Source organism: Streptomyces sp. NPDC045778, from assembly GCF_056431945.1.
The window spans coordinates 43,583-61,456 of record NZ_JBWKJZ010000014.1 but is presented as its reverse complement, the minus strand read 5'-3'; the positions used below and the strand labels follow the sequence as shown (position 1 = coordinate 61,456).

Annotated in this window: 19 protein-coding genes; 11 read left to right on the top strand and 8 right to left on the bottom strand. The window is 74.2% G+C overall.

Annotated elements, in window-relative coordinates; all coding sequences use genetic code 11:
* Positions 1 to 204 (bottom strand): hypothetical protein, encoded by a 204-nt coding sequence (locus tag AC07GB_RS19570; RefSeq protein WP_478847028.1) that lies wholly within the window; start codon positions 202 to 204, stop codon positions 1 to 3.
* A gap of 385 nt (positions 205 to 589) precedes the next feature.
* A complete protein-coding gene (locus AC07GB_RS19565; RefSeq protein ID WP_478847026.1) occupies positions 590 to 1,147 on the bottom strand; it encodes a DUF4352 domain-containing protein in 558 nt (185 codons plus the stop codon).
* A 396-nt stretch (positions 1,148 to 1,543) separates the two neighbouring features.
* Between AC07GB_RS19565 and AC07GB_RS19560 the strand changes: the two genes are divergently transcribed.
* Positions 1,544 to 2,107, top strand: coding sequence for a hypothetical protein (locus tag AC07GB_RS19560; protein ID WP_478847024.1), 564 nt, complete (start codon positions 1,544 to 1,546; stop codon positions 2,105 to 2,107).
* A 260-nt stretch (positions 2,108 to 2,367) separates the two neighbouring features.
* The gene (locus AC07GB_RS19555; RefSeq protein ID WP_478847022.1) at positions 2,368 to 3,162 is read left to right on the top strand and encodes a GAF and ANTAR domain-containing protein; all 795 of its coding nucleotides are present in this window, start codon (positions 2,368 to 2,370) and stop codon (positions 3,160 to 3,162) included.
* Positions 3,163 to 3,227: 65 nt separating this feature from the next.
* Here AC07GB_RS19555 and AC07GB_RS19550 read toward each other — a convergent pair whose 3' ends face one another.
* Both AC07GB_RS19550 and AC07GB_RS19545 read right to left on the bottom strand, forming a co-directional pair.
* Entirely contained in the window at positions 3,228 to 4,040 is an 813-nt protein-coding gene (locus AC07GB_RS19550; protein ID WP_478847020.1) for a GAF and ANTAR domain-containing protein, read from the bottom strand.
* Positions 4,041 to 4,184: 144 nt separating this feature from the next.
* Entirely contained in the window at positions 4,185 to 5,042 is an 858-nt protein-coding gene (locus AC07GB_RS19545) for a maleylpyruvate isomerase family mycothiol-dependent enzyme (RefSeq protein ID WP_478847018.1), read from the bottom strand.
* Between the two features lie 564 nt (positions 5,043 to 5,606).
* Between AC07GB_RS19545 and AC07GB_RS19540 the strand changes: the two genes are divergently transcribed.
* A complete protein-coding gene (locus AC07GB_RS19540) occupies positions 5,607 to 6,629 on the top strand; it encodes an SMP-30/gluconolactonase/LRE family protein (protein WP_478847016.1) in 1,023 nt (340 codons plus the stop codon).
* Between the two features lie 96 nt (positions 6,630 to 6,725).
* Positions 6,726 to 7,703, top strand: coding sequence for an NAD(P)/FAD-dependent oxidoreductase (locus AC07GB_RS19535; protein ID WP_478847014.1), 978 nt, complete (start codon positions 6,726 to 6,728; stop codon positions 7,701 to 7,703).
* On the opposite strand, the gene AC07GB_RS19530 is transcribed toward AC07GB_RS19535, so the two are convergent.
* Entirely contained in the window at positions 7,690 to 7,983 is a 294-nt protein-coding gene (locus AC07GB_RS19530; protein ID WP_478847012.1) for a hypothetical protein, read from the bottom strand. The two genes, AC07GB_RS19535 and AC07GB_RS19530, sit on opposite strands and share 14 nt — an antisense overlap.
* A gap of 222 nt (positions 7,984 to 8,205) precedes the next feature.
* Here AC07GB_RS19530 and AC07GB_RS19525 point away from each other — a divergent pair, with 222 nt between their 5' ends.
* Entirely contained in the window at positions 8,206 to 9,114 is a 909-nt protein-coding gene (locus AC07GB_RS19525) for a LysR family transcriptional regulator (protein WP_478847010.1), read from the top strand.
* Between the two features lie 142 nt (positions 9,115 to 9,256).
* The gene (locus AC07GB_RS19520) at positions 9,257 to 10,312 is read left to right on the top strand and encodes a S1 family peptidase (protein ID WP_478847008.1); all 1,056 of its coding nucleotides are present in this window, start codon (positions 9,257 to 9,259) and stop codon (positions 10,310 to 10,312) included.
* A gap of 37 nt (positions 10,313 to 10,349) precedes the next feature.
* Here the strand turns inward: AC07GB_RS19520 and AC07GB_RS19515 are convergent, their stop codons facing one another.
* Together AC07GB_RS19515 and AC07GB_RS19510 are read right to left on the bottom strand one after the other, a co-directional pair.
* Positions 10,350 to 12,131: a hypothetical protein gene (locus AC07GB_RS19515; RefSeq protein WP_478847006.1), complete on the bottom strand. Its 1,782-nt coding sequence runs from the start codon at positions 12,129 to 12,131 to the stop codon at positions 10,350 to 10,352.
* Positions 12,132 to 12,250: 119 nt separating this feature from the next.
* Positions 12,251 to 12,802 (bottom strand): cupin domain-containing protein, encoded by a 552-nt coding sequence (locus AC07GB_RS19510; protein ID WP_478847004.1) that lies wholly within the window; start codon positions 12,800 to 12,802, stop codon positions 12,251 to 12,253.
* A gap of 158 nt (positions 12,803 to 12,960) precedes the next feature.
* On the opposite strand from AC07GB_RS19510, the gene AC07GB_RS19505 reads away from it, so the two are divergent.
* A complete protein-coding gene (locus AC07GB_RS19505; protein ID WP_478847002.1) occupies positions 12,961 to 13,821 on the top strand; it encodes a LysR family transcriptional regulator in 861 nt (286 codons plus the stop codon).
* Here the strand turns inward: AC07GB_RS19505 and AC07GB_RS19500 are convergent.
* Positions 13,818 to 14,474: a TetR/AcrR family transcriptional regulator gene (locus AC07GB_RS19500; RefSeq protein WP_478847000.1), complete on the bottom strand. Its 657-nt coding sequence runs from the start codon at positions 14,472 to 14,474 to the stop codon at positions 13,818 to 13,820. The genes AC07GB_RS19505 and AC07GB_RS19500 overlap by 4 nt on opposite strands.
* A 67-nt stretch (positions 14,475 to 14,541) precedes the next feature.
* On the opposite strand from AC07GB_RS19500, the gene AC07GB_RS19495 reads away from it, so the two are divergent.
* The 4 genes from AC07GB_RS19495 (at position 14,542) to AC07GB_RS19480 (ending at position 17,839) form a co-directional block, all read left to right on the top strand.
* Positions 14,542 to 16,071: an MFS transporter gene (locus tag AC07GB_RS19495; RefSeq protein WP_478846998.1), complete on the top strand. Its 1,530-nt coding sequence runs from the start codon at positions 14,542 to 14,544 to the stop codon at positions 16,069 to 16,071.
* A 208-nt stretch (positions 16,072 to 16,279) separates the two neighbouring features.
* On the top strand, positions 16,280 to 16,870 hold the full coding sequence (locus AC07GB_RS19490; RefSeq protein WP_478846996.1) for a DUF2165 domain-containing protein: 591 nt from the start codon (positions 16,280 to 16,282) through the stop codon (positions 16,868 to 16,870).
* Positions 16,871 to 16,997: 127 nt separating this feature from the next.
* Positions 16,998 to 17,147 (top strand): hypothetical protein, encoded by a 150-nt coding sequence (locus AC07GB_RS19485; protein WP_478846994.1) that lies wholly within the window; start codon positions 16,998 to 17,000, stop codon positions 17,145 to 17,147.
* A gap of 161 nt (positions 17,148 to 17,308) precedes the next feature.
* Complete coding sequence (locus AC07GB_RS19480) at positions 17,309 to 17,839, top strand: nuclear transport factor 2 family protein (RefSeq protein ID WP_478846992.1); 531 nt, start codon at positions 17,309 to 17,311, stop codon at positions 17,837 to 17,839.
* Positions 17,840 to 17,874: the final 35 nt, after the last annotated feature.

Here is a 17,874-nt window from a genome sequence, read left to right as displayed (position 1 = left end):
TCACTCCTTGGGTGCGCAGCGGGTGAGCAGTTCTCGGGGGACGACCACGAAGGTCTCGGTGTCCTTGACGTCCCTCATCTGTCCGAGGTGCTCGGGGTCGGTGAGCTTGTCGCCCTGGACGACGAAGTCGCCAGTCTCTTCAACCTCGTACAGGGTGGGGCAGTTGCCGTGCTCCGATGTGGTGCCGATGAACCTGAGCGTCATGCCGCTCTCCATTCAGGCAGGTTGGGCCTACAGGATGCGTCGCGTGTGGCCTGGCCGCTGGAGGATTGCGCCGGATTGCTCAAAGCCGTTCCTAAGATCTTCTGTTGGTGCAACCTGCCGTATGGGGCGTGCGGCTGTCAGTGCCACCGCCTACGCTGTCAGGCATGTCCCCCACCCCCAGCCCCCGTTCCGCCGCGCGCCCCGCCGCGGTCGTCAACGAGGACATCCGCGCCCTCTGGGCAGGGCATGGCGGAGACCCCCGTGTCAGGCTCACGGATGCCCAACGGGCTTTGTATGAACGGCTTCTGATCGAGTGGGAAGCCTCAGTGCGGGCGGACATTGTCACGGCGGCCTGACCTGGCACTGCGCGGGCGCCGGCCGAGCCCTACCTCACCTCGCCCGTGAGGATCGCCGTCTCCGTCCGGAAGTCCGGCGCGACCTCGATCTGCACCGTCTTCTCCGACTTCGGCACCGCGCACGCCCATGTCACGGTCAGAGACCGGCCCGCGAGGAGCCGCGTCGAAGGGCCGCCGTTCAGTCCCCGCGCGGTGTCGACCACCAGTTCGCCTTCCTTGCCGTCTTCGCCGAAAGCGCAGTTCACGGAGAACGACGTCGTGTCGACCGTGGACGTACCGCCGTTCTCGACGCGTACGTCGAACTTCAGGTACGGGGTGTTCTCCGGGTAAGCGGTCGAACTCGACGTGCCACGCGTGAACTTCGCCAGGCTGACGGCCACCTCGTTGCTGTAGGTGACGGTGTCGTTCAGGCCGAACACCTGAGGTTCGCCGTCCTCTGGCTCCGACTCGCCTTCCGTCCCTTCCTCGTCGTCGGCGAAGGCCTCGTCGGAGGTTGCCGACTCGGCTGTGCGAGTGGCGTTCGACTCCTTGTCGTCGTCACGGCTGTTGACGACGAAGGCCCCTGTGGCGACGACAGCAGCGGTCACGGCTGCGGCTGAACCGACGATGACGGCGTTGGTACGACTCTTCTTTCGCGACGGCGGCTCCGGCTGCGGCTGCGGCGGGAGCGAGGGCATCGGTGGCCTGGTGGTGCTCATGGGTCCCCCAGTGGTTGCGCGGTGTCTGCGCATGATGCGACTTGCGTGAGCGCTGCGGAGGCGAAGTACCTGATTTGTGACATGAGGTGACACCCGGGCGCAGCCTGGAGCGCGGTGCCGATCGCGTCGGTCATCGCAGGGGATCGGCCACGGTGCGGAGCAAAGGCTCGGTTCGCTCTGCTCGTGCGTGGTGGTTGCCACCGAGGTGTGTCGCTTGGCACCGTACTCGTCAGCCCGTGGCGGGGTGGGCTCGGTGGAGATCTTGGGCGCTCGTGAGGGGGCAGTGTGTGGATCACGCTCGTGGCGACCTTGTGCGGTACGGCTGCCGGTGTCGCGTCCACCGTCGTCGCCGACAGGGTGCGGTGGAAGCGTGACCGGGCGCATCAGCAGCGGGACAGACAAGTGGAGGTCTGCGTCGAGTTCCTCCGGGCCCTGATGCGTGCCTACGAAGGGCTCTATGACGTGGCCTGTCGCGAGGACCGGGGCGCCGACAGGAACTACGGCACGGTCAGGGATCTCATGGCCGACGCCGGCACGGCGGATTCGCGGCAGCTCCTCCTGGTCACCGCGCCGTCGCACGTGACGGTCGCCTGCGAGCACGCGTTCGCCGTACTGCGGGACCTCCGGGACGCCGTGGGCAGGGGCCTGACCGTGGACACGAGCGCGTACCAGGAGGTCGACGCGAGGTTCAGGGACGCGCTGCACGACTTCCGTGTCGAAGTCCGGCGCAGCCAGGGGCTCGCCGACGCCGAGGCCATACGCCGTCCGCGGATCCCCCCGTACGAGATGGTCCCCACCCCGGCCGCGGGTCCGCCCCTACCTGACCTGCCCCGCGGAGCGAACGCCTGACGACCCCCGGGCCCCACCAGCACCGGACCGGGGGCTTTTCCCTCCCTACACCCCAGGGTTACATTGCGTACGAGGCGTGGTCAGGAAGCGGCCGTTCCGCGGCCTCGCCCCCGCCCCCGCGTCCCCTCCTCCGCCGCCTTCCGCTTCCCTCCGCCGCCCTCCCTCTCTTCTCCGACTTCCTCTTCTCCCTCCCCCGTCCCGCAGCCACCCCTTCCCTGCCGCAGGCCCGGTGACCACTGAGAAAGGAGCGTCGAGCCGCAATGCCCGAGCAGGCGCGTGAGGAGCGGCTCGCCGCCGCTTGCGTCGAGCTCGCCGACACGCTCGTCGACGACTTCGACGTCACCAGCTTCCTCCATCTGCTCGCCACGCGATGCGTCGAACTCCTGGACGTCGCGGCCGCGGGCGTCATCCTGTCCACGCCGAAGGGCGACTCCCTGGAGGCGTCCGGGTCCGACGAACACAGCCGCTGCCTGGAACAGTCGGGCATCGAGTGGGGCGAGGGACCGGGGATCGACTGCTTCCGCTCCGGCCGGGTCGTCGCCGGGGCGCTCCTGACGGACGGGAGCCCGCACGCGGGCTGGCCCCGGTTCGCCCCGCACGCACTCCTGTCCGGCTTCGCCTCCGTCGCGGCCACGCCCCTGCGGCTGCGGGGGCAGACCATCGGCGCGCTCAGCCTCTTCCGGCGGCAGCCCGGGGCGCTCCCCGGCGCACAGCTCCGGCTCGCCCAGGCCCTGGCGCGCCTCGCCACCATCGGGATCCTCCAGCAGCGCGCCGTACACCGGCAGGGCGTCGTCGTCGGCCAGTTGGAGACGGCCCTGCGGTCGCGGGTTGTCATCGAACAGGCCAAAGGAGCCCTGTCGAGCCGCCACCGGATCAGCGTGGACGAGGCGTTCGCGCTGCTGCGCCGGCACGCCCGCTCCCAGCGGCGGCTGCTCACCACGGTCGCCGAGGAGGTCCTGAGCGGGACGGCGGACCCCTCCCTGCTGCGGACACCGGAGACACCGGAGATCCCGCCGATCCCGCAGACGCCACCTACACCGCGTACGGAGACTTGAGACTGCCCCCTCCCCGTCCCGTGAGGCCCGTGAGGCCCGAGAGGCCCGACGCGGTCCAGCGCGGCCTAGTACACGCCCCCCGCCCCACCGGCATCATCGTCGTCATCGTCCCGCCGGAACCGGAGCCTCCGGGCGACGACCTCGTTCGCCACCTCACTCACCCCCCGCCCCTCCGCGAAGGCGCGGGCGCGCAGCCGGTCGAGGGCGTGCCGCGGGCCGACGCCCAGCTGGACCATCACCATGCCGACGGCCTGGTGGACCTCCGTGTGGTCGGCTTCCGCCGCCTCGATCCACGAGGCCCCTTCCTTGTCGGCGGTCGCGCCGGTGCCCGTGTCGCCCGACTCCAGGTTCAGGACGGCGAACGTCACCGCGTCGCACACGACGAGGGCCGTACGCAGTTCCCGTGCGGACAGCTCACCGGCCGTGTCCCGGTACAGGTCGAGCGTGCCGAGCGTCTGGCCCCGGGCGCCGAGGGGCAGCGAGAAGACCGCGCTGACGCCGAGGCCCCGCGCCTGCTGGGCGAAGACGGGCCAGCGCCACGCGTCCGCCCCGGTGGTCAGGTCAGCGACGAGCACCGGCGCCGCGAGCGTGAACGCGCTCTGGCACGGCCCCTCGCCCAGCGTGTACTGCGCCTCGGCGAGCCCGGCCGCCACGGAGTCGCTGGCCCACCACAGCGTGCGTACCTCCTGTCCCGCGGTGAAGGACAGCGACGCACCGGTCACCGCGATGAGTTCGAGACAGCTCCGGCACAGGGCGGCGGGCACCTCCCGGGGCTCGCTCGCGGCCGCGACGGCGGCGGCCAGGGCGTCGCCGACGCGCGGGCGCCCCGCCCCCGAGAACCCGTCGGATGCGTCGCCCCCAGGGCCATCGGCCCGCATGTCATCCCTCCGCCCGGTCGCGCTCACGGCCCATGCCGGAAGTCGATTCCGGTCGCGGGGAGCCTGCCTCTCCCACCGTCGCCCGGGGCCTGTCCGGCCGGGTGCGGCGTCGGCCGTGGCAACGGGTGCCCCGGGACGGCGGATCTAGTAGACGATGGACACGATCCGGCTCACCGCTTCGACGAGTTGACGGTCACCGTCCGTGCGGGCGCGGTCGAGCGCGGCGGCCGGGGAGACGCCGCGGGTGCACAGCCGCCACGCGGTCCCCGGGTCCAGTTCCACGACGGCGTCGGGCTGTCCGGCGCCCGGAGAGGCCAGCGACCAGCGGTCCCCGGTGGCGGTGGCCGTCCAAGTGCCGCCCGCCGGACCGTCCACATGTACCTGGACGCGGGTGCCGACGGGCGCGTCCGTATGCCGCAAGGTGTGCGGCAGCGCCCGCATGAAGGTGTCGAGCACCACGGCGAGGAACCTCGGGTCGTGGTCGCTGTCCTGGCCGACGGCGTGGCGTAGCTGCTGGCGGTGGGTCCAGAACTCGGTGAACTCCCGGGCGCAGTCGAGCCACAGCGGCGCCGGGTCCGCCCCCGCCCAGGACACGCCGAGGGAGGCGACGCCGAGGTCCGCGGTCGCGAAGTGGCGGGCGACCTGCGCACCGACCAGGTCCAGCGTGTCGATGAGGGCGGCGGGGCTCACCCGCGTCCAGGCGTCGACCCACTCCTGGTTGATGCGGTGGATGAACGCCTCGAGCGTCTCCCCGTGCGCGGGGCGCGGCCCCTCCGCGTGGTGGTCCCGGTCGCGGGCGAGCCGCCCGTAGCAGTCGCCGACGAGGTGCGCGGCGAGATCGCGCACGGTCCAGCCCGGTACTGCCTCCCGCTGCCAGTCGGCGGGCTCCAGGGCGCGCAGTGTCGCCACGAGCGCCGCGTGCTCGGCGGCGAAGAGGGGGCGGGCGTCGATCGGGGTGCCGAGCCATGGCAGGTCGGGGGCGACAGCGGGGCGGTAGTTCACGGTTCAAGTCTGGGCGGGCAGGCGCCGGTCGGCCACTGAATATCGCGTTCCGGTCATGCGGCCAGGGCCGGGCCCGACCGCCCGGCACGCCGCGCATCGGCCGGTCTCCGCTGGGCACCTGTACGGCTGGGCACCTGTACAGCTGGGCTTCGACACGGGCCTGACGTACGCCACGGGACCCGCCCCCGCGGGGCCCGTCGGCCGGCCTCGCCGGAGGGGACACCGACTGCCCGACGCGAGGGCCGCCGCCCGACGCGAACCGGAAGGCCCCCTTCCAGAGGCGCATCTCAGGCAACCCCGACCGACACGCACCCCGAACAACCCGACCGACGCGCACCCTGAGCAACGCGACCTACGCACACCCCGAGCCACCCGACCGACACGCACCCCGAGCCACCCGACCGACACGCACCCCGAGCCACCCGACCAACGCACACCCCGAGCCACCCGACCGACACGCACCCCGAGCCACCCGACCAACGCACACCCCGGGCAACCCGACCGACACCCACCACGCACAGCTGAAGGACTACCCGGCCCCACACCCTCCAGGAGGCCCGCCCCATGCCCATCCTCGGCACCTCACGCACCCGCACCCGCGCCCGCGCCCGCCACGCGGCGGGTGCGCTCCCGCCGTCCCCCCTGCCGCCGCTGCACGTCCTGCGCCTGCCCGCCGCCGGTCCGGAGGACGTCGTCGTCGACGGCACGGGGCGGGTGCTCACCGGCACCGCCGACGGCCGGATCCTGCGCGTGACGCTGCCCGGCCGGGGGCATGGGGGCCGGGTGGAGGAACTGGCCCGTACCGGCGGCAGGCCGCTGGGGCTCGAACCGCTTCCCGACGGGCGGCTGCTCGTCTGCGACGCGTACCGGGGCCTGCTGCGCGTCGCCCCGGAGGACGGCGGCCCGGTGGAGGTCGTCGCCGACGCGGTGGCCGGGGAGCCGCTGAGGTTTTGCAGCAACGCGACCGCCGCCCCGGACGGCACGGTGTACTTCACGGTCTCCAGCCGCCGCTACGGTCTCGACGACTGGCGGGCCGACATCGTCGAGCACATGGGCACCGGCCGTCTGGTACGGCTCTCCCCGGGCGGCGAGCTGGACGTGCTGCTGGAGGGGCTGCACTTCGCGAACGGGGTGGTTCTGGCGCCCGACGCGTCATACGTCACCGTGGCCGAGACCGGCGCCCACCGCCTCACCCGGTACTGGCTCACCGGGCCCCGGGCGGGGCGCGGCGAGACCTTCGTGGCGGATCTGCCCGGCTTCCCCGACAACCTGTCGCGCGACGAGGACGGGACGCTCTGGGTCGCACTCGCCGGGCCGCGCGAGCCGCTCCTGGACCAGTTGCACCGGGCGCCGGCGGCCGTGCGCCGCGCGGCCGCCGCTGCCGCCCTGCGGGTGCCGGTGCCCGCGCGCCGGGTGTTGCGGGTGATGGCCTTCTCACCCGAGGGCGTCACGGTTCACGACCTGGCCCGCCGGGGCGCCGGCTACCGCATGGCCACCAGCGTCAGCGCCCGCGCCGGGACCCTCGTCCTGGGCAGCCTCGTGGAGCCGGGCATCGCCGTGTGCGCGCTGCCGCCCGCACGGGCCTGACCGGGGCCATTGTTCCGCGTCCGCCCTTGCTGGAACAGCAAAGAGCCTTGCTCTTTTCGCGACGCGCCGCGCAGGGTCGTCGTGGAGGTGGTCACGATGACCGATCAGCTGGACGACAGCTACGACGTGGTGGTGGTCGGCGGCGGTGCCGCCGGACTGAACGGGGCCCTGATGCTGGCCCGGGCGCGGCGTTCCGTGGCGGTGATCGACGCGGGTGCGCCGCGCAACGCCCCGGCCGACGGCGTGCACGGGCTCCTCGCCAGGGAGGGGATGCCGCCCGCCGAACTGCTGGCACGCGGCCGCGCGGAAGTACGCGGATACGGTGCGCACGTGGTCTCCGGCACCGTGGCCGCCTCGACCCGCGACGAGGCGGGCTTCGAGGTGGCGCTGGCCGACGGCCGTACGGTCCGGGCGCGGCGGCTCCTCGTGGCCACCGGCCTCGTCGACGAGCTGCCTGACGTTCCGGGGCTGCGCGAACGCTGGGGCCGGGACGTGCTGCACTGCCCGTACTGCCACGGCTGGGAGGTGCGCGACCGGGCCATCGGGATCCTGTCGGGCGGGCCGCTTTCGGTGCACCAGGCGCTGCTGTTCCGGCAGCTGAGCGACGACGTCACGTTCTTCACCCACACCGCGCCCCCGCTGTCCGACGAGGACGCGGAGCGGCTGGCAGCCCGCGGCGTCCGCGTGGTGGACGGCGAGGTGGCGGGCCTGGAGGTCGCGGACGACCGCCTCGTGGGGGTGCGCCTTCGCGACGGCTCGGTCGTCGCCCGTGAGGCGCTCGCGGTGGCGTCGCGCATCGTGGCGCGCGCCGGCTTCCTCGCGGCACTCGGGCTGCGGGCGGCGGACCATCCGCTGGGCAACGGCGCGTACGTCCCCTGCGACGCGACCGGCCGCACCGATGTGGCGGGGGTGTGGGTCGCGGGGAACGTGACCGACCTGTCCGCCCAGGTAGGAGCGGCCGCGGCGGCGGGCGCCGCGGCCGGTGCCCAGATCAACGCCGACCTGGTCACCGAGGACACCCGCCTGGCCGTCGAGGCCCGGCGGAGCGCGGCCCCCGCGGTCAGAGCGTCATGAGGGTGAGGACGAGGCCGGTCAGCCCGGTGGCCAGGCCCGCGACGGCCTGTTTGCGACCGGCCCCGTGCATGCGGTGGGCGTTGGCCAGGCCGGTGACGCCGAGGACGAGGGCGGGCACCGGGATGGTGCCGGTGACGCTCCGCACCGGTGGGAAGAGGGCTCCGATGACGGAGAGCGTGCCGTAGGCGAGGGCGAGCGTGGCCAGGCCGTTGAGCGGGCCCTTCGCGACCGGGCCCGCCGCGTCGGCGGGGGCTGTGGTGGTGGCCATGGCGGTGTTCATCAAGGAGCGAATCCTGTCGGTCGGGGGCACAGGGGCGGGCGAAGAACCAGGGCGGCCTCGGTGACGAGAGCCGCGGTGCGGCCCGGTCGATCGACGGCCGGCCGCTTGCTCAGCTGGACGGCGGCGGCGCACCCGGTCGGCGCCGCGCCCGCCCCTCGATGCTAGGAAGCTCCCAGGCATAGATCAAAGACGAATCTTCATCCTCAGCCATAGAGTTTCTCTATGGCCCTCCCCACGCTCCGGCAGCTCGAATACCTCATCGCCGTCGTCGAGACCGGCTCCATCACCGACGCCGCCGCCCGGCTGCGCGTCTCCCAGCCCACGCTCTCCCAGCAGCTGAAGAGCCTGGAGCGGGCGGTCGGCACGCCGCTCGTCGAGCGCACGCCGCGCGGGGCCCGGCCGACTCCCGCGGGCCGGGCCTTCCTGCCCGGCGCCCGGCAGGCGCTCATGGGCGCCGAGCGGGCCACCGGCGCCGCCCGCGCCGTGGCCGACATGGTCCACGGCGAGCTGCACCTCGCCGCCGTCCTGAGCGTCGCCCTGGGCGTGGTGCCCGGCGTCCTGGCCGCCTGGCACCGCGAGCACCCGCGCGTGGACGTGGTCCTGCACGAGTACGCCGACCTCGCCTCCTTCGCCCGCGCCGTGACGGACGCCACAGCGGACGTGGCCATCGGGCCGCTCCCGGAGGGCTGGGAGGGGCCACATCACCCGCTGGGCGCGGAGGAGTTCGTCGCCCTCGTCCCGCCCGGCGACCCGCTGGCCGGGCGCGTGACCGTGCGCCTCGAGCAGCTGGCCGAGCGGCCGTGGGTCCAGTACGGGCCGGCCCACGCGCTCTCCGCCACCGTCGAACTCCTCTGCTCCGAGGCCGGGTTCACCCCGCACGCCGCGATCCGCTCGACCCAGACCGCCGCCGTGCCCCGGCTCGTCGCGGCCGGAGTGGGCGTCGGCCTCGTACCCGCCAACGTGCTCACCCCGGACTTCCCCGGCGCCGCGCTGCGCCTCACCCCGCGCAGGCGCCGCCCCTTGACCGTCTTCACCCGCCCCGGGCCGCACCCGCTGATCGCCGAGTTCGTCGCCACCACCCGCCGGCACGCCCGCCTCACCCCCGACCACCTGGCCGAACGGCTCGCCTAGCGGTCCTTTCCGCACCCGGGCGACACGCGCCCGGCGGCCGCACACCCTTGCGCGATTGACGAGGCCATGCCACTTTCCTTGCTCGGTACGTCCCACGCGTACCGCGGTACGTCACACGTCACCGTCAAAGGAGACCCCCCACATGAGACGCACCTCTTGTGCGCGCCTCGTCCTGTCCGCCCTCCTCGTCACCGGCTCCCTCGCCCTCGGCGTGACCCCCGCCGGCGCGCAGGGCGAACCGCCGGCGCCCTCCCCCACGCGGGTCAACGCCCTCGACGCCGAGGTCCAACGGCAGTTGGGCGACGACAGCGCCGGTACGTACGTCGACCGGAGGACCGGCGAGCTGGTCGTCACGGTCACCAGCGACGCGGCCGCCGAACGCGCCCACGCGGCGGGCGCCACCCCGCAGCGGGTGCGGCGGAGCGCCGCCCAGCTCGACGCCGCCATGGACGCCCTCGAGTCCCGCGCGAGGATCACCGGCACCTCCTGGGGCGTCGACCCGCGCACCAACCAGATAGCCGTGCAGGCCGACCGCTCGGTCTCGGCCCGCGAGCTGACAAGGCTTCGCCGGGTCGCCGACTCGCTCGGCGGCGCCGTCCGCGTCAGCCGCGTGCCCGGCACCTTCCGGCGCGAGGTCGCGGGCGGGGACGCCATCTACGGCGGCGGCTCCCGCTGTTCCGCCGCGTTCAACGTGGCCAAGGGGTCCACCCGGTACTTCGTCACCGCGGGCCACTGCACCAACCTCAGCGCCAACTGGGCGGCCACGTCGGGCGGCGCGGCCGTCGGCGTCCGCGAGGGCACCAGCTTCCCGACCAACGACTACGGCATCGTCCGCTACACCAACGGCTCGTCCCCCGCGGGCAACGTCAACCTCTACAACGGCGGTTACCAGGAGATCTCCTCCGCCGCCGACGCGGTCGTGGGCCAGTCGCTGCGCAAGAGCGGTTCCACCACCAAGGTCACCAGCGGCACGGTCACCGCCGTCAACGTCACCGTCAACTACAGCGACGGCCCGGTCCACGGCATGGTCCGCACCACCGCCTGCTCCGCGGGCGGCGACAGCGGCGGCGCCCACTTCGCCGGGACGGTGGCGCTCGGCATCCACTCCGGCAGCTCCGGCTGCACGGGCACCAGCGGCTCCGCCATCCACCAGCCGGTGCGCGAGGCCCTGGCCGCGTACGGCGTCAGCGTGTACTGACGTCCGCGTGCGGCCGTGACGGCATGGACCTGACCCCTCAGGCCGTGAGCCGCGCCTCCAGCGCCAGGACCTCCTCCGCCGCCCGTACGGCGTCCGGGCAGGCGACGGCGATCAGCCCCCAGTTGCCCGGAACGGACGTGAGGGCCCGGGCGTAGGACGTGGGGGTGCGGTGGTCGACGAGGCGGCGCAGCCGGGGCAGGTCCATGTCGGACGCCGGGCGGATGACCTTGGTGGCGGCGGAGATGCCCGTCCCGGTCCTGCCGAGGTCGCCGAGGGCGCTGCGGCTCTCCTCCAGGAAGGCGTGCAGGTAGTCGGCACCGCACGCGGAGAGGTTCAGGTCCTGCATGGCGACCAGCGGGGTGTCGCCGAAGCGGCCGCCGACACGGGCGATCGCGAAGTCGACGCCCCCGTTGATCAGGCCGCGGCCCTGGAAGAGGCGCACGAAGTCGGCCATGGCGCGGCGGACCCGCGCGTAGTGGCCGCGGGTGATGCCGAACGCCGTGTGCGTGTCCTCGTCGAGGAAGACGTTCCCCTCCCACATGGTGCCGTTCAGGAACTGGAGGGCCATGCCGTCGGCGAGGGCGCCGGCCCGCACGTGCACGGACGGCGCGAGCAGGAACTCGTGGCCGGTCACGGCGTGGCGGAGGTAGTCGGCGTGCGCCTCCAGGAGGTAGTCCTCGCCGGAACGGGCCGCCCGGCGGGCCAGCGCTGCGAGCGCGTCCGGGTCGTCGAGCGGCACCCCGACGTGGATGCGCTGGCCCGTGCCGCCCTTGACGGGTTTCAGGCAGCCCAGGCGAAGGCCATGACGCTCCCTCAGGAGCTGGGCTGCTAGGAGCAGTTGAGCCGAGAAGGAGTTCTCCGCGCGGGAGCTGCCGCCGTTCCCGAGCGCCTCGTCCGGTGGCGCGGCCGCCACCCGGGTGCCTGCCGGGGATGTCCGGATCCCGCCGCCCGTCGCGGCGGTGTCGTCCCCGGGGCCGCCGTCCCACGCGACGGTGTAGCCGGGGAGCCGCGGCACGGCCAGACCGAACGCGCCGTACAGCGGCGTCAGTTCGGTCTCCTCGCCGAGTACGTCGAAGGGGTCGCGCCCGGGCGCGGGCGCCGGCAGGCCGTGTGCCACGCGGGCCGCGGGGTGCAGGACCGCCTTGTGCCCCCACCGCTCGGTGATGTCGGGGTCGTTGGCCTCGACCAGGAGGCGGTCGACGCCCGCGACCCGTTTCAGCCACAGGAGCAGCACCCGCATCGGCTCGTCGAGCGCGTAGACGCGTACGACACAGGCGGGGTCCGCGCGCAGCCGGTCGATCGCCGGGCCGAGGACCCGCGACCACCGGTCGGCCGGGCCGTCGGCCAGCCGCAGGAGGGCGTGGCTGAGGTGGAAGTGGTCGTGGTCGGGGACCACGACCACCGGGCGGCCCGCCGCGGCCTCCTGCCAGGGCGGCGTCCTGCCGATGAGCAGGTCGCCCGTGTGGGCGAGGCAGACCGAGCGGGCCTCCAGGATCGTGGGCCAGTCCTCGGCGGGCTCCCCGGCCGCGAGGCTCTCCAGGGCGCCCTCGAACATGCGCTTGGCCATGGGCGGCGAGTACACCACGATGCCGGGTCTGTCGCGGGCGGCCCCCGCCGGGCTCAGCTCCTCGCGGGCGGCGGCCTCGGCCTCGGCCGGGCCGAACCCCAGCAGCCGCCGGCAGATGCCCGCGAACTCCCCCGGCGCGATGCCCGCCGGGCCGACGTGGAACCCCGTCCACGGCACGACGCGGCCGTCCGGCAGGGCGACCTCCCAGCGCTCACGGGCCGGGCGGACCTCCCGGCTCTCCACCGTCGACACCAGCAGCCTCCTGACGTGAGCCCTGCCGCCAGGCACAGGCTGTAGCGGGCGGCGTCCCGTTGTGTGCTGCGTGCTGTGTGCAGTGTTGCCCAGAACCCTGCCGTGGGTCACCACGGCCATCAGGGCATTCGGCGGCCTTTGGCGCGTTGTGCTCCCCCGGCGGCCGGTCCCGCGGCGGCGGCGCGGGCCGACTCCCAGTCCGTGGCGTCCAGGAAGTGCACGTCGTAGCGGTCCTGCTCGGGCAGGAGCCGGTCGAAGGAGTCCAGGCCGTGCTGGATGCGGCCGAGGGACCGGAAGTAGTCGAAGCGGTCGACGCCCGGTGTGAGCACCGCGAGCAGATCGGCGCCCGCCCCCGCGGCGGCGCCGAAGGCATGGGGCATGCCCGGCGGTACGACCACGAGCCCGCCGCGCCCCACGGTCTCGAAGGCGCCGTCCAGGTAGAAGTCGAGGCTCCCGTCGAGGACGTAGAACAGCTCGGTCGACAGGGCGTGCAGGTGCGGCCTCGCGCCGTCGGCCCCGTCGGCGAGCGTCAGGCGGTTGGCGCCCAGCGCGCCGCCGGTGGCCGCGGCGTCGACGAGCAGCTCGAAGCCGCCGCCGTGCGGCAGCGGCACGCGCTCGGCGGCTCCAGGCCTTATGACCAGGGCTTCGGCGGGGCTTGGGTGATCGGTCATCGGGGCTCCTCGGGTTCGGTTCGACCGCCGCGCGGTCCGCGCGCTGTGCGCGGAACCCATTCGACCCGGGGAACAAGACGCGTACCAGAAGCAGTTGTCACCAGCAGAAATCACCGATCGTGATGAATCGGCCCGGCGGGTGGACGAGCGGAGGAGCCGTGGAACTGCGCCAGCTCCAGTACTTCGCCGCGGTCGCCGACGAGGGCGGCTTCAGCCGGGCCGCCGAGCGGCTCGGCATCGTCCAGTCGGCGGTGAGCCAGCAGGTGCGCCGCCTGGAGCGCGAGCTGGGCGTCAGGCTGTTCCGGCGCACCACGCGGCACGTCGAACTGACCGGCGCGGGCGAGCGCCTGCTGCCCGAGGCCCGCGCGGTGCTCGCCGCGGCACGGCGCACCCGCCAGGTCGCGGCCGACCTGGCGGCGGGTGAGGCGCCGCTGCGCCTCGGCACCGTGCAGGGCCCCGGCGACCGCGTCCACCGCCTCCTGGCGGACCTCGCGGCCGCCGCGCCCCGGCTCCCGGTCCGGCTGCGGCGGCTCGGCCTCGCGGAGCGGCTCGCCGCGGTGCGCTCCGGCGAACTCGACGCGGCCCTCGTCCGGGCGGCGGCATCGGCGCCCGGCCTCGAACTCCTGCCGGTGTGGAGCGATCCGCTGTACGTGGCCCTGCCGGCGGGGCACCGGCTCGCCGGCCCGCCGCCGCTCCGCCTGGAGCGGCTCGGGGAGCTGCCGCTGCGCCTGGCGCCGCGCGAGCAGAACCCGCCGTTCCACGACCTGGTGACCGGGGCGCTGCGGGCGGCGGGGGTCGAGCCGCCGCTCGGGCCGCCCTTCACCACGCTCCAGGAGACCCTGGCGGAGATCGGCGCGGGCACCCCGTCGTGGACGGTCTTCTACGAGGTGGCGGGGGTGCCGTCGTTCCCGCGCGTGGCGGTGCGACAGCTGGCCGCCCCGGCCGTGACGACGTACGTGGCGGTGCGTCCGGGGGCACCGGGGCCGGCGCTGCGGCAGTTGCTCGACGTGCTGCCCTAGGCCCGGCTGTCCGCGGCCTCGTGGTGGCGCTGGTAGTGCCCGCGCCAGCGCGGCGTCGCCGCGCCGCCCATGACCGTCATCACCACGTCGTGCGCGAGTGACTCCGTGACCGGCAGATGCCCGAAGAGCACGCGGTGGTAGGTGGTGGCGCCGAGCATGTCCAGGAGCAGGTCGATGTCGGCGTCGGAGCGGATGTCGCCGCGCTCGATGCCCCGGCGCAGCGCCGCCTCGGTCGTGGCCCTGCGCGGCCGGAAGACCGTCTCGGTGAAGACGCGGTCCAGCTCGGGGTCGTCGGCCAGCTCGGCCACGAGCGCGGGCAGCGTCCGGCGCCCCAGGGTGCCGCCGAAGGCCTGGCTGAGGGTCTCGATGCCCAGGATGAGGTCGCAGTGCGTGCAGCCGGTGTCGGGGGTGGGCGCGGTGCCCATGGTCTCGGCGAGGGCCGCGATCACCAGGTGCTGCCGCGACGGCCAGCGGCGGCGGATGGCCGGCTTGGTGGTGCCCGCGCGCCGGGCCACGCCCTCCAGCGTCAGGTGCGGGTAGCCGGACTCCTCCAGCAGGTCGAGCGTGGCCTTGACGATGGCCTCGTCGAGCCGGGTGTCGCGCGGGCGGCCCGCCGGACGGGCGGGCGGGGCTGCGGAATCCGGGGTTGCCATGGGGATCAGTATAGGTAGCATGTCATTTCGTTCCGTTCCGGATCGAAACATAAAGGAGGGGTCGGCCTTGCCGTCAGAGCAGGAAGCGACCGTCCAGGGCGGTCACGCCGCGTCCACATCCCCCGCACCCGCGTCCCCCGCGTCCCCGGCATCCGCTGCGTCCACCGCGTCCGCCGCGTCCGCCGCGTCCGCCGCGTCCGCCGCGTCCGCCGCCGAAAGCGTCTTCCGTGCCCCCTACGCCGCCCTGACCTGGGGCATCGTGCTGTCCGTCGGCCTCGTGGCGTTCGAGTCGATGGGCGTGGCCACCGTCCTGCCCGACATCGCGGAGCGGCTCGGCGGCCTGCACGCCTACGGCTGGGGCCTGTCCGCGCTGATGCTCGCCAACCTCATCGGCACCGTCGCCGCGGGCCGCGACGCCGACCGGCACGGCCCGGCGCGCCCGCTCGCCGTCGGGCTCGTCGTGTTCGCGGCCGGCTGCGCGCTCGCCGGGGCCGCGCCCACCTGGCCCGTCTTCCTCGCCGGCCGCTTCCTCCAGGGGCTCGGCGTCGGCGCGGTGATGGCCCTCGCGTACGCGGCCATCTCGCTGGCCTACCCCCAGCACCTGCGGGCGCGGATGTTCGCCCTCGTCGCGGGCGGCTGGACGGTGCCGTCCCTGGTCGGCCCGACGCTCGCCGCCGTGATCTCCGACCACGTCTCCTGGCGCGGCGTCTTCGTCCTGCTGCTGCCCCTGATCGCCGTCGCCGCCGCCCTCGCGCTGCCGCAGCTGCGCCGCCTGGGCCGGCCCGAGGGCGCCGCGAGCACCCCGGCCGACACCGCGGCGACCCGCTGGTGGGCCACGCCGGTGGCGCGCGGCGTGCTGCTCGCCGCGGGCACCGGCGTCCTGCTCGCCGGGCTCCAGCTGCGCCAACTCGCCCTGCTGGTCCCGCTGGTCGTGGCCGGGGGCGTGACCGGCGTCCTCGCCCTGCGCACGGTCACGCCGCCCGGCACCCTCGCGGTGCGGCGCGGCGTGCCGACGGGGGTCGTGCTGCGCTTCCTGCTGTGCGGGGCGTACTTCGGCAGCGAGGCCTTCCTGCCGCTCGGCCTGGTCCGGCTGCGGGATCTGAGCGCCTCGCAGGCCGGTCTCGGCCTCTCGGCGGGCGCGATCACCTGGGTGCTCGGAGCCGCCTGGCAGGGGCGGGTCGACGGCCGCTGGAGCGGGCGCTCGCGCGCCGTGCCGATCGCGGCCGGGTTCGTGGTGCTGCTCGTGGGCATCGTGGTGATGGCGCTCGGCGTCCTCGTCGACGCGGTGCCCGCCCTGGTCGCCGTGGCGGGCTGGGCGATCGGCGGCGCGGGCATGGGCGTGGCGTTCAACGCGGCCACCACGGACGCCATGGAGCAGGCGCCCGCCGACCGGCAGGGCGAGGCGAGCGGCGCCATGCAGCTCGCCCAGACCCTGGCGGTCGCGGTGCTCAGCGGCCTCGGCGGCGCCGCCGTGTCCCTGGCGTCGGCGTACGGCTCGACGGTGACCGTCGCCCTCACGGCCACCTTCACGCTCACGGCCGCCCTCGCGGCGGCCGGGATCCTGGCGGCCCACCGGATCCGGCCCCGGGCGACCTGAGCGCCGCCGGACGGCGGCTCCCCCGCGCCGGGGATTCGCCTTGGGGAAAGGGCGTACCCGCGCGCGGGAACCCCGCGCCCATCCTCCAGAATGGCGTACCGATCCATGGCCGGAGCGCCGGGGCGAGCAGGACCGCCCCGGTGCCGCCGCCCTGGGTATTCAGCCGCCCGCAGTGGGCGAACGGACAGGCGGGCGAGAGGAGTTGGGCATGGCCACAGATGCCGGCGAACGGACGAAGAGGAGACACGAGGGGACCGCTCCTGGGACACCGGCCGTCGCGGCGGCCGTGCTCACGGGGGTCGTCGCGCTCTACATCGCGCTCGTCGCGCTCGGGAACATCACCGACTTCGACAGCAACCAACAGTTCGTCCGCCACGTCCTGGCGATGGACACGACGTTCAAGGACGAGGACCTGATGTGGCGGGCCGTGGAGTCCCGCACCCTCCAGGACACCGCGTACGTCGCGATCATCGCCTGGGAGACGCTGGCCGCGCTGGTCCTCATCGCGGGGACGGCCCTGTGGATCGCCGGGCTGCGCGGGCGGGGTGACGGCTTCGCCCGGGCGAGGCGCGTGAGCACCGCCGGACTGCTGATGCTGGTGCTGCTGTTCGGCGGCGGCTTCATCGGCGTCGGCGGCGAGTGGTTCGCCATGTGGCAGTCCGAGGACTGGAACGGCCTCGACGCCGCGACGCGCGTGGTCACGCTGTGCGGCATCGCGCTCCTGGTGGTGCAACTGCCCTTCCTGGGGCGGCGGTCCGACGGCGCGGAGCCCGCGCGGAGCGGGGAAGCGGACGCCTGAGGGACGCGCGCCGGATCCCACCCGCGCGTGATCACGTACCGCAGGTGTGCGGTAGCCGACAGTTCCGATTGCCGGAGCCATCGCCTAGGCTGAGTGCATGCCCTTAACCCCTCAACCCCATGGTTCCGTGCGGTCTTCTGCCGAGTTGAACGAGCGGATACGAGGCCTGTGGCTGCGCGCCGGCGGCCGGCTCTCCGCCGAGCAGCGCCGGGAGTACGAGCGTCTTGTGACCGAGTGGGCCGAGGCGGTGCGCGCGGAGGTCGTCCAGGCCGCCTAGGCAACACCACCCCCTCCCCCGGACGTTGTGGCGCTCCCCTCCCCCGGGGACACGGTCCCCGGGGGTTCTCACCGGCTCCACCGGCCCTCCTTCCGCTCCGGGCGGGAGGAGGGCCGTACCTCCCTCTTGGCTCCGCACTCGCGGTGCCCAACACTGAGGCGATGACGCAGCGCGTGGAACTCGCCGCCCTCATCGACCGTTTGGCCATCGACACCCTCATCACCGACTACGCCGGCACCGTCGACGACGGCGACTGGGACGCGTACCGACAGCTGTTCACCCCCGAAGGACGCGCCGACTACCGGTCGGCGGGCGGCATCGAGGGATCCGTGACGGAGGTCTCCGCGTGGCTCGCGGAGACGATGCGGATGTTCGCGATGCGCCAGCACCTCATCGTCAACCGCAGACTCCGCTTCGGCGTCCGCGAGCAGGACGTGGGCGACACCGCGCGCGTCCGGGCCGACTATGTGAACCCCATGCGGTTCACCGGCGAGCCGGAGGCCGAGCGGACCACCGCGCCCGACTTCACCTGCGGCGGGCGCTATGAATTCACCGCGCTGCGTACGCACAGCGGCTGGCGGCTGCGTCAGGTGGTCGTACGGGAGAAGTGGCGCAGCGCGCGGGCCGCCGACCAGACATGGGACCCGGCCGTCGTCGGACAGCGGACGCCACCGCTCCCCGAGCCGGGCTGAGCACGAGGCGGAACGGCCACCTCCCGGCTCATCCG